The sequence below is a fragment of the Sphingobacterium sp. 1.A.5 genome (assembly GCF_002734235.1).
Taxonomy (GTDB): Bacteria; Bacteroidota; Bacteroidia; order Sphingobacteriales; family Sphingobacteriaceae; genus Sphingobacterium; species Sphingobacterium daejeonense.
This window is the reverse complement of sequence record NZ_PEBA01000056.1, coordinates 113,413-129,127: the sequence shown is the minus strand read 5'-3', so window position 1 is coordinate 129,127 and position 15,715 is coordinate 113,413. Positions and strand designations below refer to the sequence as shown.

At 35.4% G+C, this 15,715-nt stretch carries 15 protein-coding genes; 11 read left to right on the top strand and 4 right to left on the bottom strand.

The window, feature by feature from the left end; all coding sequences use genetic code 11:
- Positions 1–2: 2 nt before the first annotated feature.
- Positions 3–347, bottom strand: a complete 345-nt coding sequence (locus CRT24_RS16340; RefSeq protein ID WP_099372250.1) for an ArsC family reductase — start codon at positions 345–347, stop codon at positions 3–5.
- Between the two features lie 177 nt (positions 348–524).
- On the opposite strand from CRT24_RS16340, the gene fbaA reads away from it, so the two are divergent.
- The 9 genes from fbaA (at position 525) to CRT24_RS16295 (ending at position 11,355) form a co-directional block, all read left to right on the top strand.
- Positions 525–1,604: a class II fructose-bisphosphate aldolase gene (fbaA, locus tag CRT24_RS16335; RefSeq protein WP_099372249.1), complete on the top strand. Its 1,080-nt coding sequence runs from the start codon at positions 525–527 to the stop codon at positions 1,602–1,604.
- Between the two features lie 185 nt (positions 1,605–1,789).
- Positions 1,790–2,488 carry a DUF5025 domain-containing protein gene (locus tag CRT24_RS16330; RefSeq protein WP_099372248.1) on the top strand — a complete coding sequence of 233 codons (699 nt, stop codon included), beginning with the start codon at positions 1,790–1,792 and terminating at the stop codon, positions 2,486–2,488.
- Positions 2,489–2,664: 176 nt separating this feature from the next.
- Positions 2,665–3,546, top strand: a complete 882-nt coding sequence (locus tag CRT24_RS16325) for a tyrosine-type recombinase/integrase (RefSeq protein WP_099372247.1) — start codon at positions 2,665–2,667, stop codon at positions 3,544–3,546.
- 13 nt (positions 3,547–3,559) lie between these two features.
- Positions 3,560–3,901, top strand: a complete 342-nt coding sequence (hpf, locus tag CRT24_RS16320; RefSeq protein ID WP_099372246.1) for a ribosome hibernation-promoting factor, HPF/YfiA family — start codon at positions 3,560–3,562, stop codon at positions 3,899–3,901.
- A 162-nt stretch (positions 3,902–4,063) separates the two neighbouring features.
- A complete protein-coding gene (locus CRT24_RS16315; RefSeq protein ID WP_099372245.1) occupies positions 4,064–4,426 on the top strand; it encodes a DUF6686 family protein in 363 nt (120 codons plus the stop codon).
- A gap of 171 nt (positions 4,427–4,597) precedes the next feature.
- Complete coding sequence (locus tag CRT24_RS16310; RefSeq protein ID WP_099372244.1) at positions 4,598–5,125, top strand: ferritin; 528 nt, start codon at positions 4,598–4,600, stop codon at positions 5,123–5,125.
- A 149-nt stretch (positions 5,126–5,274) separates the two neighbouring features.
- Entirely contained in the window at positions 5,275–8,001 is a 2,727-nt protein-coding gene (locus tag CRT24_RS16305) for a TonB-dependent receptor (protein ID WP_144034601.1), read from the top strand.
- 8 nt (positions 8,002–8,009) lie between these two features.
- Complete coding sequence (locus CRT24_RS16300; protein ID WP_099372242.1) at positions 8,010–8,984, top strand: NAD(P)H-quinone oxidoreductase; 975 nt, start codon at positions 8,010–8,012, stop codon at positions 8,982–8,984.
- 73 nt (positions 8,985–9,057) lie between these two features.
- Positions 9,058–11,355: a GH92 family glycosyl hydrolase gene (locus CRT24_RS16295; RefSeq protein ID WP_099372241.1), complete on the top strand. Its 2,298-nt coding sequence runs from the start codon at positions 9,058–9,060 to the stop codon at positions 11,353–11,355.
- Between the two features lie 234 nt (positions 11,356–11,589).
- On the opposite strand, the gene CRT24_RS20950 is transcribed toward CRT24_RS16295, so the two are convergent.
- The 3 genes from CRT24_RS20950 to mqnC all read right to left on the bottom strand — a co-directional run bounded on the left by CRT24_RS20950 (position 11,590) and on the right by mqnC (position 13,574).
- The gene (locus CRT24_RS20950; protein ID WP_171017625.1) at positions 11,590–11,763 is read right to left on the bottom strand and encodes a hypothetical protein; all 174 of its coding nucleotides are present in this window, start codon (positions 11,761–11,763) and stop codon (positions 11,590–11,592) included.
- A 113-nt stretch (positions 11,764–11,876) separates the two neighbouring features.
- On the bottom strand, positions 11,877–12,437 hold the full coding sequence (gene scpB, locus CRT24_RS16290) for an SMC-Scp complex subunit ScpB (RefSeq protein ID WP_099372240.1): 561 nt from the start codon (positions 12,435–12,437) through the stop codon (positions 11,877–11,879).
- A 12-nt stretch (positions 12,438–12,449) separates the two neighbouring features.
- Complete coding sequence (gene mqnC / locus CRT24_RS16285) at positions 12,450–13,574, bottom strand: cyclic dehypoxanthinyl futalosine synthase (protein WP_099372239.1); 1,125 nt, start codon at positions 13,572–13,574, stop codon at positions 12,450–12,452.
- A gap of 288 nt (positions 13,575–13,862) precedes the next feature.
- Here mqnC and CRT24_RS16280 point away from each other — a divergent pair, with 288 nt between their 5' ends.
- Entirely contained in the window at positions 13,863–14,294 is a 432-nt protein-coding gene (locus CRT24_RS16280; protein WP_099372238.1) for an SRPBCC domain-containing protein, read from the top strand.
- A 134-nt stretch (positions 14,295–14,428) separates the two neighbouring features.
- Positions 14,429–15,703, top strand: a complete 1,275-nt coding sequence (dctA, locus tag CRT24_RS16275) for a C4-dicarboxylate transporter DctA (RefSeq protein WP_099372237.1) — start codon at positions 14,429–14,431, stop codon at positions 15,701–15,703.
- The last annotated feature ends 12 nt before the right edge of the window (positions 15,704–15,715 follow it).

Genomic DNA, 15,715 nt, shown 5'->3' with positions numbered 1-15,715 from the left:
GTTTATAATTTAGATTTGTATTCTTCTTCATCAAACCCCAATAAAATCCCTTTTGGACTTTCGATCAGTGGTCTTTTAATCATACTATTGTTGTTCAACAATACTTTGTTTGCAGATTCGGCATCTTGCACGCTGGCTTGTTCTTCAGGACTCAATTTTCTCCACGTCGTTCCTTTTTTATTTACAAGTTGATCCCATGAAACTTTCTTCTCCCATTCTTCCAATTTTTGTATAGTGGCAGGTTCTTTTTTGTAATCATGGAATACATATTCCAACTTATGGTCATTTAACCAATCTAGTGCCTTTTTAACTGTGTTACAATTCTTGATCCCGTAAACCTGAAGCATATTAGTATAGTATTTTATAATTATTTTCTCTGCTAAAGATATTAATAAAATATTTAAATGCTGAGTTTGGATAGGGGAAAGGCTGAAAACTTCTTAGTGTATTTTTTACACTATATTTTTTGAACTGAATAAAAAAGTTTATCTTAGTTCCTAATAACAAAATTTAGAAAATACACTATGAGCCTAAAAGATTTCAAAGGAGTTTTAACTGGAGATCAAGTACAGGAGCTATTCGAAATAGCTAAAGAGCATAAATTTGCATTACCTGCGGTAAATATTATCGGAACTGATTCTATCAATGCAGTTATGGAGACTGCGAAGAAAGTAAATTCACCAGTGATCATTCAATTATCAAATGGTGGTGCGCAATTCTATGCTGGTAAATCATTGAACAATGATAATTTACAAGCATGTATTTTAGGGGCGGTTTCAGCTGCTCAGCACGTACATTTATTGGCAGAGCATTACGGCGTTGCAGTAATTTTGCACACTGACCATGCTGCTAAGAAATTATTACCTTGGATTGATGGTTTATTAGATGCAGGTGAGAAATTCTTTGCTCAACATGGCAAACCATTGTTCTCTTCTCATATGTTGGATCTTTCTGAAGAACCATTAGAAGAAAACATCGAAATCTCAAGAAAATATTTAGAGCGCATGAAACCGCTAGGTATGACTATTGAAATTGAATTAGGTGTTACTGGTGGTGAGGAAGATGGTGTTGACAATTCAGATGTAGATAGTTCTAAATTATATACTCAACCTGAAGAAGTAGCTTACGCTTTTGAAGAACTTTCCAAAGTATCAGATAAATTCACTGTTGCAGCAGCATTCGGAAATGTGCATGGTGTGTACAAACCAGGAAATGTAAAGTTACAACCTGTTATTTTGCACAATTCTCAAGAATACATTCGTGAGAAATTCAACCTTACTGCTGAAAAACCAGTGAACTTTGTTTTCCACGGTGGTTCGGGATCTTCACCTGAGGAAATTAAAGAAGCTATTTCTTATGGTGCTATCAAAATGAATATCGATACAGATATGCAATGGGCATTCTGGGATGGCGTAAGAAAATACGAAGCTAAAAACCGTGATTTCTTACAAGCTCAGATCGGTAACCCTGAAGGTGCTGATTCTCCTAACAAAAAATATTATGACCCACGCGTATGGTTGCGCAAAGGTGAAGAAGCATTTGTTGAACGTCTAGAACAAGCGTTCGCTGAATTAAACGCTGTAGATTCTAATAGCAAACTATAAGCTAAAGCTTCTTAAATACTTGAGAGAGCTGTCAAATTTGACAGCTCTCTTTTTTTATCTACTATTTAGAAATTTGATATAATTATTTAAAAACCAAACAATTAAAGTTTAGCTTTAATAAGTTTTTTGTTTTTAATTTTATATATTTAAATATAAAAACCAAAACTATTATTAAAGTTAAAATTATGATTTTTACATGTTTAAAATTCCCAACGAATAATTTATTCCTGTTTAATAATTTCCCTCAATTTTATTTGGCTACTATATTGATTCTTTTATTAGGGTTAACCTCTTGCCGGGAGGATGAAATTTTTGAATATAAAAAAGACGACAACGAAAAATACTACCACAAATATAAAGATGAGGAATTAGGGTATTTCAGAGGAAATATTTCCCCATTGATTGGAGGAGATATGAGAAATTTGATTGCTGTGGTGAAACTTTATGCTGAAAATGAGCTTGCAGAGGATGGGTCAAAACCCTATAAAATAAAATTCGGCATTCAAAATTATGGTCTTTTCATACAAAACAATAAGGTTGAAGATTTTATGATGGCAATCAATTTGGATAAAACCCCTAAGCCTTCTAGAATAAATATTACTTTAAATAAGACCGATGATATAAATAGGACAGATATAAACTCCATATATACCTCTGTACGATACAGTAGTCCTGATGGCAATCAATTTACCACAACATATATACCTAAAAACAAACCTATAAGTATCATCATCAATAAGGTCTATGAAGACCCATTTTATCCAATTCCTGTAATAGAAGGGTCAGTTGAGGGTGAGCTTTCCAATCCTGAAAATAAAGAGGACGTTCTCCATTTGAAATTTGACTTTGGGTCGCGTTATTATGAAGAGTCTGAAAGAAATTAAGTTCCAATTTCCCATGATTCTTAACACTATCCTTTCAGTTTTTACGTATATATATTAAGGACTTTTTGTAAAGAGGTCATAATTTAAAAATGTGAAATCAGTCAAAAGTAAAATTGTCCGTTATCACATGTTTTGTGATAATTTATCCTTAATATTACAATAACAAGCAAGGGGATATGTATAAAGAACGATTCATTAATTATTTAAAATTTGAGAAGAGATATTCTGAACATACCATTATTGCTTATGAAAGGGAGATTCAAGGATTATTTGATTTTATTTCCGCTGAATCTGTTCCATTTGAAGAAATCGACTATCGTTTTTTGAGGTATTATTTTTCGAATCTGAAGGAGCAGGGAAAAGAAGCCTCTTCCGTCAACCGGGCAATTTCATCTTTGAAGTCTTTTTATAAATTTTTGATGCGTGAGGGATTGATAAAACAAAATCCTATAGCATTAATTAAATCACTGAAGACGGCCAAGAAACTACCTGTCGTAGTTGAAAAGGAAAAGATGGTTAGGTTGCTCGATCACATGAATTCCGAGCCGCAGGATTTTGAACAGACCCGTGATTTTATAGTCTTGGAAATGCTGTTTGGAACGGGGATTCGCTTGGCTGAATTGTTAAAAATAAAGGAACAGGATATTGATTTTTATAATAAAAAAATACTTATATTCGGAAAAAGGAGCAAAGAGCGTTTTGTTCCGATACACCAAACACTTGCTGAAGAACTGAAGAGATATTTAAATCTCAAAAAAGAGATGAATTTCAAAAACATTTCAGCAGAATTAATCGTTAGCAAAGAAGGGAAGGAGGCCTATCCTAAACTTATTTATCGGATAGTCAATAAATATTTGAGTACCATCACTTCCCAGAAAAAAAGAAGTCCGCATGTATTGCGACATACCTTTGCAACCGCGTTGTTGGATAATGGCGCAGATTTAAATGCTATTAAAGAATTATTAGGTCATGCTGGGTTATCGGCAACACAAGTATACACCCATAATTCAGCAGAACGTTTGAAATCAATTTATAAACAAGCTCATCCAAAGGCTTAAAAAAGGAGGAAAAATGAACATTACAGTGCAATCTATTAAATTTAATGCTGACAGTAAGCTAATCGAGTTCATTAAGAAGAGAACGGAAAAATTAAATCAATTCTTGGATAATATTATCGAAGGAGTATGTTATTTAAGGTTGGAAAATGTGGAAGATGAAGCGAATAAGATAGTAGAACTTAAATTTAATGTTCCAGGCAATCAATTGTTTGCCAAAGCACAGGCTAAGAGTTTTGAAGAGGCAACTGACCTTGCCATCGAATCTATTAGACGTCAAATCAATAAACATAAAACCAAGACCAGAGGTAATCTAAGTAATCACAAAGAATTGTTAAATCAAGAAGAAGAATTTTAAAAAAATAAAATATAATAACAGACTAGGCTCCCAGTAGGGAGCCTTTTTTGTTGATGATAATTGTATAAATCTTGTTATAACTTCATTTAAAAATTATATTAACTATTTTTATTTGGAATAATTCTTAACAATATTTAGATTTGTTCCAAATTAAAAAAGCAGATGATTTGTCCTTTAGCAAATTTTGAAGAGATTTTCCAAACTGAGAAGGGTGCGGTATATCAATGTAGCCGCAAAAACTGTTATTGGTTAGACTTTAAAGGATCTACAACAGCCTTTAAGGTCAGAGATTTCTTTGCTTTTAAAAAGAGAATTGACAGCATCAACATTGAAAAAATGTTAACCGATCCATCAAGATCAGCAGATTTTGAGATCATTATGCCTTTTAGAACTGACAGTATTTTTGTTTTATCGGTAGACGAAGTCTTAACATTAAAAGAGATTCTTGCTGGTGCGAAATTCATGATTGAACTGAACAGTGAGATCAAAGCCTGCTTAAATTCCAAAGCTGTACTAGCATTTTAATAATTCTTTATAATTATACTGATTCTAAATAGTTTAAGGATTCATTAGGCTAATTTAGACTGAATTTGTATTGCAGATTTTTCAGACGTTTTCCTACACTTAAGCTTATCTTTGTATATAAGAAATCCGAAATAGGTTTCTAATTGTATTACACATAAAGGAAAATATATTATGAAAGATTTATTGAAATTAAAAACATCTATCTCTGAAGAGATTGAAAACATATTGAACGAACAAGTTAAGGTTGAAGCTCACTCATCAGCATTATATTTAGCAATGTCTGCATGGTGTGATGATCAAGGTCTTGACAACTCAGCAGCATTCTTCGCAAAACAATCTGACGAAGAGCGTACTCACATGTTGAAAATCTTCAAATACATCAGTGACCGCGGTGGTCGTTCGATTTCTCCAGAAATTACAAATGTTCCTGTAGATTTTGAATCTTTTAGAGGCGTATTTGAACAAACATTGGAGCAAGAAATGTTCGTTACTGAGCAATTCAACAAAATTGCTGACAAATGTATGAAAGCTAAAGACTTCGTTACTTTCAACTTTATCCAATGGTTCTTAGAAGAGCAAGTTGAAGAAGAATACGTAGCTAGACGTATCCTTGAATTATTCGACGTGATTGGTGAAGAAGGTACTGGTCGTTGGGAAATTGACCGTCATTTAGTGAAGGTAACATTCGATGGCGAATAATATTTCACAATAATTTAAAAAAACGGGCTAAAATATCATTTTAGCCCGTTTTTTTTATACAATTATTTTTAGTTTATACGTTTTAATAGTAAATTTCATTTTATAGTTTTTTTGTGAATTTTAGATTACCAATTTAGTCTACTGCTTTTGTGAGAAATTACTTAATAAGTATAGCTGTTTTACTTTTGACCTTACTGAATCTTCAGGATGCAAATGCTCAGGTGGATTTGAAAAGCGTCGAAGGTGTGGTCACAGATACTAGCGGTATGGGACTGAAAGGTGCGTCGGTAAGATTGGTAAGCCAGCTCGACACCATGACGACTACAACGAATGAAAATGGTTTCTATACTTTCTCAAACGTAAAAGGAAAGAACATCAATCTTTCTTTCAGTATGCTTGGTTACCAAATCATAAACAAAAGTATATCAACCTCTTTTTTAATCAATAATATATTTGTTCCCAAAATAACCCTGTACCCACAAACGACCCTTATTCCTGAGGTTAGGATTACAAAGATTATCCCTGTTGTTGATCGTGGAGATACTATCCAATTCAATATGGGGGCATTTACCTTTCCAACGCATTCTCTCCTAGAAGAGGCTATCAAGCAACTTCCAGGATTTCAAGTCCTGCGAGATGGTACAACCTATTATAATGGCCAGTTGATCAGGGGAGTTCGAGTTGACGGTAAAAAATTCTTCGGTGGAGACCTACTTACAGCTACAAGAAACCTTCCTTCTGAATTTGTCAAACAGATCGAGGTTATCAATGATTATGGTGAACTGAATATGGCAAAGGGTATTAAAACCTCAGATCCAGAAAAAATCATCAATATCGTACTCCAGCCCGATAAAAAACGAATAACCTTCGGACAAGGTACCATTGGAATCGGTACAAGTGACCGATTTATAGGAAGCTTGGGAATCAATAAATTCAATGATGGGCAAGAAATGTCCATTGTAGGATCTATTAATAACACGAATACGAGTTTGTTTCTGTTTGGATCGCCGGATGGAGCAGGGAGTAGAAACACTGATCTTTCGGAAATTGGCGATTTCTCAGACCCAAATGATGGGTTGAATAAACTTGGCTCCATCGGTATTTCTTTCACAGACAATATTGGAAATAATATGACACTCAATGGTGGATATACTTACCAAAGTAAATATAACCTTACTAAAGGTAACTCTCTATTGACATCATCTTATACAGGCTACAAAATTCATAGGAGAGAAGAGTATGAAAACAAATCCTATGACAACCTCCATACCCTGAATTTAGAGTTGAATGCTAAATTCAAGAACAATGATGTGTTAAAAATCAATCCAAAATTATCTTATAACCGTGAGCATTTTTACAATCAACGGATAACAGATATTACAAACAGAAGGATATTTGATGAAGGTCTAAGGCAAGATACTTCCGTCAACTCCAAGCCTTCTGCTGATATTTCTATGCTTTATTCAAAGCATTTCAACAAGCCCGGCAGAAAATTGGTGGCTGATCTAAAACTGAACTACCAATCCATTTCAAAAAAGGATGAGGTTTCAGAGTATTACCAAAGTTTCGATTCAACAGGTACAGAACCAATTATCACAAGCTTCAGTCAAAAGCAATTTGTTGATGCTAGAAATGATGTGGCTGGTATCAAAGCTGCCGTATCCTATGTCGAACCATTTTATGAACACAGTTTGTTGGAGATCATGCACGATATGGATATCAATAATATCGAAGCGGTACGTACTGTAAGAGATCCAAATTTTTTTGGTGGTGGATTTATTGATTCTTTAGCAGTAAACTATGCCTATCAATTTAAGAGTTTTAAAACAGGTCTAAACTACCAATATGAGCCCAATAAAAAGTTTAGGGTCAATATGGGTTTTACTGTTCAGCCAGTAACGCTCTCTGGGCGAGTAAAAGGCGATACAGCAGTATATGATTACAATAATGTTAATCTTGTCCCTTCCACAACGGTAAGGTATAAATTCAGTAATGATCTAGAAATTAAGCTAGCTTATTTAGGCCGGAATATTCAACCTACGTTTTTACATATTTCACCGGTTAGGGATAACTCTAATTCGAGGAATATTATTGTAGGTAACCCTTCCTTAAAAGCAGAGTTCTCAAATCAATTCTCCACTACACTAAGGAAGTTTTTGCCAACTCGTGGTCAATATTTTCAAACCGATTTTGCCTATACATTCATTGCAAATAAAATTGTAAGCTCCAAAAAAGCCCTTTTTAACGAAACTATCCAAGAGACAACCTTTGAAAACACCGATGGATATTATGATATTAAATGGTACTATGAGTTCAATTCTCCAGTGTTTACGGATCAATTGAATCTAGGTCTCTCAGGTAATGTAGATTACTATAATAATCTTTCCTATGTAAATGGCTTTAAAAGCACGACAAAACAAGTATTGTTCAATCAGAATCTGCAGGTAAGGTATTTACCTTCAGAATATTTTGAATCCGTTTTCAACACCAACTATTTTTTAAATAGAGCAACATATGAGCTTCCTTATATTAATAAAATTGCGGCACATTCTTTTTTATTAAGTTTAGCGGGGAGAGGGTATCTGTCAGACAATTTTGTAATAGGGGCAGAGATGTCTCAGAAGTTTTATGATGGATACGTTAGTGAATTAAGTGATGTAAATCCCACCATTATTAATACCTATATTGAATATTCTTTCCTTAAAAATAAATCAGCATTAATTCGTTTGCAATGCAATGATATCATGGATCAAAATAAAGATGTTGGTGTATTGACGTCATATGTTGGCAATGATGTCTTTGAATCCAGAAACAACAGACTTGGCAGATATTTTATGCTTACCTTTAATTTGAGATTACAAAATTATCCAAAATAAGAATTAAGATGAAAGTAGCTGTAATGAAAGGATTTGGAGGTCCTGAAGTTTTTGAAATAGAGACAAGACCAGATTTGATACCCTCAAATGATCAAGTATTGATTGAGGTTAAAGCAGCAGGTATCAATAGACCGGATGTTTTTCAGAGAAAAGGTAACTACCCTGCACCGAGTGGAACAGCTCCCGATATTCCAGGACTTGAGGTTGCTGGTGTGATCATCCGTATTGGTCCCGATGTCAAGAATTATAAAATCGGTGATGAAGTCATGGCCTTATTGCCTGGAGAAGGATATGCAACCCAAGCATTGGTTTCTGAAAAGATTTGCTTGCACAAGCCTAAAAACATTTCATTTGAAGAAGCAGCGGCTCTTCCAGAAACTATCTATACCGTATGGGACAATATATTCGAACGTGGCCAATTAAAAGCTGGAGAGCATGTTCTGATCCATGGCGGAACGGGAGGTATTGGAACCGTCTCAATTCAATTGGCAAAATTATTTGGGGCGGTGGTATATACAACGGTTGGATCACAGGAAAAAGTGAAAGTAGCCGAGGAATTAGGTGCTGATATAGCCATAAATTATAAAACCCAAGACTTTGTTGAAGTATTAAAAGAAAATGGGGTTGATGTTATTTTAGATAGTATAGGTGGTGATTATTTTGGCAAAAACATAGAGGTTCTTAAGGATGATGGTCGTTTGGTTTATATCAACGCTATGAAGGGGCCAAAAGTGGAACTTAACATTATGAAAATAATGCAGAAAAGGATTGTTTTGACAGGTTCAACTTTGAGAGGAAGAGGAAAAGATTTCAAATCAAAGCTCACTAAAGAAATTGAAACAAATATTTTACCTCTCATAGAAAATGGAAAGTTTAAACCCATTATGTCGAAAATCTTCCCATTTGAAAGCGTTTCTGATGCACATATCTATTTTGAAAGTCCAGATCAATTTGGTAAAATAGTGCTTAAAATGCATAGCTAAATACTTTTAGCTGTTTGTAAACCTTTTTATTTTATTATATTTAACAAAATTGATAAAACCTATTTTCTATACAATGAAACTAAAATTTCTTACAACAGCTTTATTGATAGGTACGAGTGTCTTGACAAGTTTTGGTCAAAAGATCGGAAAAGTTGAAAAGCCGATTGATTTGGTCAGTACTTTGGTGGGAACTCAATCTACTTATTTCTTATCAAGTGGAAATACCTATCCAGCCATTGCTTTGCCATGGGGCATGAACTTCTGGAGCCCTCAGACGGGCAAGATGGGTGATGGATGGATGTATACATATACTGCAGAAAAACTTCGCGGAATCAAGCAGACTCATCAACCTTCCCCTTGGATGAACGACTACGGTCAATTCTCCATTATGGCCATGGTGAACAACAAAACTTTTGATCAAGATAAAAGAGCAAGTTATTTCTCGCATAAAGCAGAAGTAGCTAAACCTCATTACTATTCGGTTTACTTGGCAGATTACGATACAAAAGTAGAGTTAACTCCTACAGAAAGAGCTTCCTATTTCAGGTTTACTTTTCCAAAAACTGACTCAGCATATGTCTTAATTGATGCTTTTGACAAAGGTTCTTATGTAGAAGTAATCCCTAAGGACCAGAAGATCATCGGATACAGTACCAAAAATAGTGGTGGGGTTCCAGATAATTTCAAAAACTATTTTGTGATGACTTTTGATAAGCCTTTTGCAAATGTTTCAACATTTGCAGATTCAGTTCTTACGGATGGGCGTTATATGGTCAAAGCTGACCATGTTGGAGCGATCGTTGGTTTTCAGAATGCGAATGCTGGAGATCAGCTATTGATGAAGGCTGCTTCCTCATTCATTAGTCCTGAACAGGCGGAAATCAATTTAAAAGAACTTGATGGGGTAACTTTTGATCAGCAGGTTCAAAAAGGAGAGGATATTTGGAACAAAGAATTGGGCAAGATAGAAATCGAAGGTGGAAGCATAGATCAAATGCGTATATTTTATTCTTCCTTTTATCGGTCTTTGTTATTTCCTAGGATGTTCTACGAAATCAATGCAGCGGGAGAGGTTGTTCATTATTCACCATATAATGGCAAGGTTCTTCCGGGATACATGTTTACTGATACGGGATTCTGGGATACTTTCAGAGCGTTGTTTCCATTCTTGAATTTGATGTATCCTGAGATGAGTGAAAAAATGCAGGAAGGTTTAGCTAATGCGTATCGTGAAGGAGGATGGTTACCAGAGTGGGCAAGCCCTGGTTATAGAAGCGTCATGGTAGGAAATAACTCCGCATCTGTCGTCGCTGATGCATGGATTAAAGGAATAAAATCAAAAGATATTGAAACCCTTTATGAAGCTGTCTTAAAAGGATCTAAAAATGCCGGACCATTGACTGCTGTAGGTCGTGCTGGAGCTGAATATTACAATGAATTAGGCTATGTTCCTTATGATGTTAAAATCAATGAAAATGCCGCTCGATCTTTAGAATATTCTTATGATGACTTTGCTATTTACCAATTGGCAAAATCATTGGATAAGCCGCAAGCAGACAAAGATCTGTATAAACAAAGATCCTACAATTACCAAAAGTTATTTGATCCGTCTACTGGATTGATGCGCGGTAAAAATAAGGATGGTTCATGGTCTACACCATTTAATCCATTCAAATGGGGCGATGCTTTTACAGAAGGTAATAGCTGGCACTATAGCTGGTCTGTTTTTCAGGATGTTGAGGGATTAGCTAAGTTAATGGGTGGTCATCAAGCAATGGAAATCAAATTAGATTCAGTATTTACTTTGCCACCAGTATTTGACGATAGTTACTATGGGTTTCCAATCCATGAAATCAGGGAGATGCAGATTGCCAATATGGGGCAATATGCTCATGGTAACCAACCTATACAGCATATGATTTATTTATACAATCATGTAGGTACACCTTGGAAAGCTCAATATTGGCTGAGAGAAACCATGAACAGAATGTATTCCCCAAATCCTGATGGTTATTGTGGAGATGAGGATAATGGCCAGACCTCTGCATGGTATGTGTTTTCAGCTATTGGTTTCTATCCAGTGACCCCTGCTGTTGATGAATATGTACTTGGATCGCCGATCTTTGATAAAGTAACATTAAACTTAAGCAATGGTAAAAAAGTAACGATCGAAACCAAAAACAATTCTGATAAAAATCGGTATATCCAATCCATGAAATTGAACGGGAAAAATTATACCAAAAATTACGTTAAACACAGTGATTTGGTAAAAGGAGCAAACCTATTTTTCGATATGGGACCAGAGCCTAATAAGAAGAGAGGAATTGATAAAGCAGACTTACCATTCTCGATCAGCAAGGATGATCAATAAAAAGAATTCATAATCAACCTATAAATTGGCTCCAAGTAACTTTGGGGCCTTATTTTATGAGGTTTACAGGATAAATTGATAGAATCTGAGGGATGATAAATATCTAAAAATAAAAAGGCTTGGAATTATTCCAAGCCTATAAAAAAAATCTTTTGTATCTAACCCAATTGGGCGCGCACATGTACCTTTTACGAGATATTTTCTGGTAAAATAATTGTTGTTGGCTAGTGAAGATTAAAAATCATCGTCATCATCATCCATGTCATCGTATCCACCGATCGAATCGATATCATCTAACCCGAAATCATCATCGTCATCAAAGACATCATCATCGTCATCAGGACCGTTGAAGTTGAGAACTCTTTCATCAACCATTTCATCTGTTTCAATTGCTTGCATTGTAGCCATGTTGTTTATTATGATATTTTTCTATTGTTATGTAAAATTATATAAGAATATTCAATTCGTAAATTTTTTTTTAAAATAATTGGAACATGTCTCGAATATTCATTTTACATATTTTAATCAACTATTTCACCGATACTGTTCTCTTCAGCAACAATATCTTTAAGCTGAGGAAGATCCCTTGTACTAGTTAAACCAAAATGATTCATAAATTCACCACTTGTTGCATAAAGCAATGGTTTTCCTATGCTGTCTGATTTTCCAGCAATCTGTATCAAGCCCTTGTCTAACAGCCTCTGGATCGAATAATCACAGTTTACACCTCTGATTTGTTCTACTTCCAATTTCGTGATCGGTTGCCTATATGCAATGATTGCTAGGGTTTCCAATGCTGATTGGCTCAGTTTTTTTCTTTCCTTATGAACCTGCAATTGATTGATAGATTCATGGTACTCAGGCTTTGTCAAGAACTGCAATTGGTCGTTGATGGACACTAATGCTAAGGCATAGTCTTCTGACTCATATTTAGCCTTCAATTTGCCAATAAACTCAGCCAATTCTACCTTGCTGATTTCAATGGCCAACGAATCCTGCAAAACCTCCCGAAGATCCTTTTGACTGATACCCTCTGCAGATGCAAAAATGATAGCTTCTATATTTAATATAATATCCTTCAAAATCCTATACTATTAATAATTTATCACCTGCTCTTCCATTTGTTCTGGCAATTCCCTGAATTGGTAGGTTTGAGTTCTTAACTGAGGTTCAAATCCTGCTTCTGTAATCGCATCCTGGATTGATTTTGAAGTAAATCTATGCGGAGCACCAGCTGCCGATACTACATTTTCTTCAATCATGATGGATCCAAAATCATTTGCTCCGGAATGCAAACAGATTTGTGCTGTTTGCTTTCCAACGGTTAACCACGATGCTTGAATATTTTTGACATTAGGAAGCATAATCCTGCTCAATGCGATCATGCGAATATATTCATCCGCCGTTACATCATTGGTAATTCCTCTGAGTCTCTTCAATAAAGTTCCATCATCTTGGAATGGCCAAGGAATAAATGCGATAAAGCCGTGCGCATCGGCAGGTTTCTCGCTTTGTACCTCACGGATCCAAACCAAATGCTCAAAACGTTCTTCAATGGTTTCTATATGGCCAAACATCATGGTTGCTGATGTTGGTAGGTTTATTTTATGGGCAGCACGCATGACATCCAACCATTCCTGACCACCACATTTACCTTTAGAAATAAGCCTACGGACTCTGTCGTTAAGGATTTCAGCACCAGCACCTGGTAATGAGTCAAGCCCTGCTTCTTTCATGGCAGTTAAAACCTCAATATGGCTCATGCCTTCCAATTTTGCAACGTGAGCAATTTCGGGAGGACCAAGTGAGTGAAGCTTTAGGGTAGGATAGAGCTCCTTCAATTGCTTGAAAAGAGTCGTATAGAAATTCAGACCCAAATCTGGATGATGGCCACCTTGTAGCAACAACTGATCACCACCATATCGGAATGTTTCTTCTATCTTTTGTTTATAGGTTTCAATATCCGTAATGTAACTTTCTTCATGACCCGGACGTCTGAAAAAATTACAGAATTTACAATTTGCAATACACACATTCGTTGTATTGACATTCCTGTCTATCTGCCAAGTAACCTTACCATGAGGAACTTGAATTTTACGCAATTCATTAGCTACATAAGCTAAGTCTGCAGTAGCGGCTTCTTTATATAAGAAAATGCCTTCTTCCTTGCTTAGAAAGTCAAAATTTAAGGCACGTTCTAACAGTTTGTTTACATTCATGTAATAACAAAGATACGTAGCTTTTTATGAAAACGAAAGACGTACAAAAGAATTGAAAATCCGCAATAATGCCGTAACTCTTTAAATAAATGTTCATGGGTGTCTTTTTATCTCATGATAAATTTTTTAATTGCTGTTGGAGTATATATTTTCATATTTTAAAAACTTAAGAATCAATCAGTTGTTTTCATTGTAACGTCACATTTATTTTACGTTCTGTTAACTCAAACTTAATTTAAATGAACTAGAAAAATCATATATTTAGATACACTACAAAGGAGGTTATCGATGAGCCAAGACATTATCCATATTGAGCGTACATATCCAATTTCTACTGCCGAATTATGGCAAGCAATGACTGATAAACAAAAATTAAAAGATTGGTTTTTCGATATTCCTAATTTCAGTACAGAGGTAGGTGCTGAATTTGAATTTGCTAAAATTCAAAATTCTCACAGTCAGTTCCATCATTGCCGTGTATTGGAGGTTAAACCTGAAGAACTTTTTCGCTTTACATGGAAACATCCTAAACAGTCCAATGGGAATTCCATCATTACATGGCGATTTATTCCTAGGCGCGGGGCAACGACCTTACATCTGACGCATGAAGGATTAGAACATTTTAGAAATGCTGGTGAACAATATACACAAGAGCGTTTCGAATCAGGTTGGGAAAGAATTCTGGGCGATTCACTGCCCAAGTTTATTGAAAAATTGTAAAATTTTTTTTATTGATAATCAATAAATTACGTTGAACGGTTAATTAATGCAAAATTTAATGTTGATAAAATTTATTTTTTAATTAATTTTATTAATAAACCTATGTAAATCATTAATTCGGTTCTACAATTTATATGAAGAAAATTTTTTCCAGTCTGTATGTTCAGGTCATCCTAGGCATTATTATCGGTATTCTCTGTGGTGTTTTTTACCCAGATTTCGCGGTTAAGCTTAAACCGTTAGGTGATGGCTTTATTAAATTGATCAAAATGATCATTGCGCCATTGATATTCAGTTCCATCGTTATTGGTATTGCAGGAATGCAGGATATCAAGAAAGTCGGAAAAATAGGGCTCAGCTCCTTGATCTATTTTGAAATCATGACTACGGTTGCTCTGATCATAGGACTTTTGTTTGTCAATATTATTCAACCCGGCACTGGAATGAATGTTGACCCTGCAACATTAGATCCAACAGCAGTTTCCCATTATATCCAAGAAGCTGAAGATCATAAATCTGTAATGGATTTTATCCTGAGCATTATCCCGAACAATGTTATTGCAGCAGTAGCCTCAGATAATTTATTACAGGTACTTCTATTTGCCGTATTGTTTGGCATAGGGCTTACTAAAATTGGTCATAAAAATGCGGAGCCAGTTATTAATGTACTACAATCATTCCTGAAAGGTTTATTTGCTGTCATCAAAATGATCATGTATTTGGCGCCAATTGGAGCAATGGGGGCTATGGGATTTACTATCGGGAAATACGGTATTGAGGCACTCTCTTCATTAGGGTTATTGATGCTTAGTTTCTATGGCACATGTATCGTGTTTATTGTCGGCATTATTGGAGCTGTCCTGTACTTCTACGTGAATGTAAACATCTTTAAGTTGCTGAAATATATCAAAGAAGAATTGCTGATCGTGTTAGGTACTTCTTCCTCCGAATCTGCCTTGCCCGGATTGATGCAGAAATTAGAAGATGCTGGATGTTCAAAACCGATCGTAGGATTGGTTATCCCAACTGGTTATTCCTTCAATTTGGATGGTACTTGTATATACTTGACCATGGCTGCCGTTTTTATTTCTCAGGCCTTGAATATGCATCTTTCCTTAGAACAGGAAATAACCTTGTTGTTAGTCCTATTGTTAACTTCTAAGGGTGCTGCCGGTGTCACAGGGAGCGGATTTGTAACTTTGGCAGCAACACTGCCTGTCGTAGGACATATACCTGTAGATGCTGTAGGATTGATCCTTGGAATTGATAGATTTATGAGTGAGGCAAGAGCATTGACCAATATTATCGGAAATGCAACTGCTACCATCGTGGTCGCTAAATATGAAAAAGGCCTTGATGAAGACTTGTTGCACGAGAAGCTAGGCAATACAAAAGCAATAGAAGCATAAATGTAAATTGGT

Excerpts from the sequence above, each read along its gene's own strand:
- CRT24_RS16340 (WP_099372250.1), bottom strand. The coding sequence starts at position 347 with ATGCTTCAGGTTTACGGGATCAAGAATTGTAACACAGTTAAAAAGGCA.
- fbaA (WP_099372249.1), top strand. The coding sequence starts at position 525 with ATGAGCCTAAAAGATTTCAAAGGAGTTTTAACTGGAGATCAAGTACAG.
- CRT24_RS16330 (WP_099372248.1), top strand. The coding sequence starts at position 1,790 with ATGATTTTTACATGTTTAAAATTCCCAACGAATAATTTATTCCTGTTT.
- CRT24_RS16325 (WP_099372247.1), top strand. The coding sequence starts at position 2,665 with ATGTATAAAGAACGATTCATTAATTATTTAAAATTTGAGAAGAGATAT.
- hpf (WP_099372246.1), top strand. The coding sequence starts at position 3,560 with ATGAACATTACAGTGCAATCTATTAAATTTAATGCTGACAGTAAGCTA.
- CRT24_RS16315 (WP_099372245.1), top strand. The coding sequence starts at position 4,064 with ATGATTTGTCCTTTAGCAAATTTTGAAGAGATTTTCCAAACTGAGAAG.
- CRT24_RS16310 (WP_099372244.1), top strand. The coding sequence starts at position 4,598 with ATGAAAGATTTATTGAAATTAAAAACATCTATCTCTGAAGAGATTGAA.
- CRT24_RS16300 (WP_099372242.1), top strand. The coding sequence starts at position 8,010 with ATGAAAGTAGCTGTAATGAAAGGATTTGGAGGTCCTGAAGTTTTTGAA.
- CRT24_RS16295 (WP_099372241.1), top strand. The coding sequence starts at position 9,058 with ATGAAACTAAAATTTCTTACAACAGCTTTATTGATAGGTACGAGTGTC.
- CRT24_RS20950 (WP_171017625.1), bottom strand. The coding sequence starts at position 11,763 with ATGGCTACAATGCAAGCAATTGAAACAGATGAAATGGTTGATGAAAGA.
- mqnC (WP_099372239.1), bottom strand. The coding sequence starts at position 13,574 with ATGAATGTAAACAAACTGTTAGAACGTGCCTTAAATTTTGACTTTCTA.
- CRT24_RS16280 (WP_099372238.1), top strand. The coding sequence starts at position 13,863 with ATGAGCCAAGACATTATCCATATTGAGCGTACATATCCAATTTCTACT.
- dctA (WP_099372237.1), top strand. The coding sequence starts at position 14,429 with ATGAAGAAAATTTTTTCCAGTCTGTATGTTCAGGTCATCCTAGGCATT.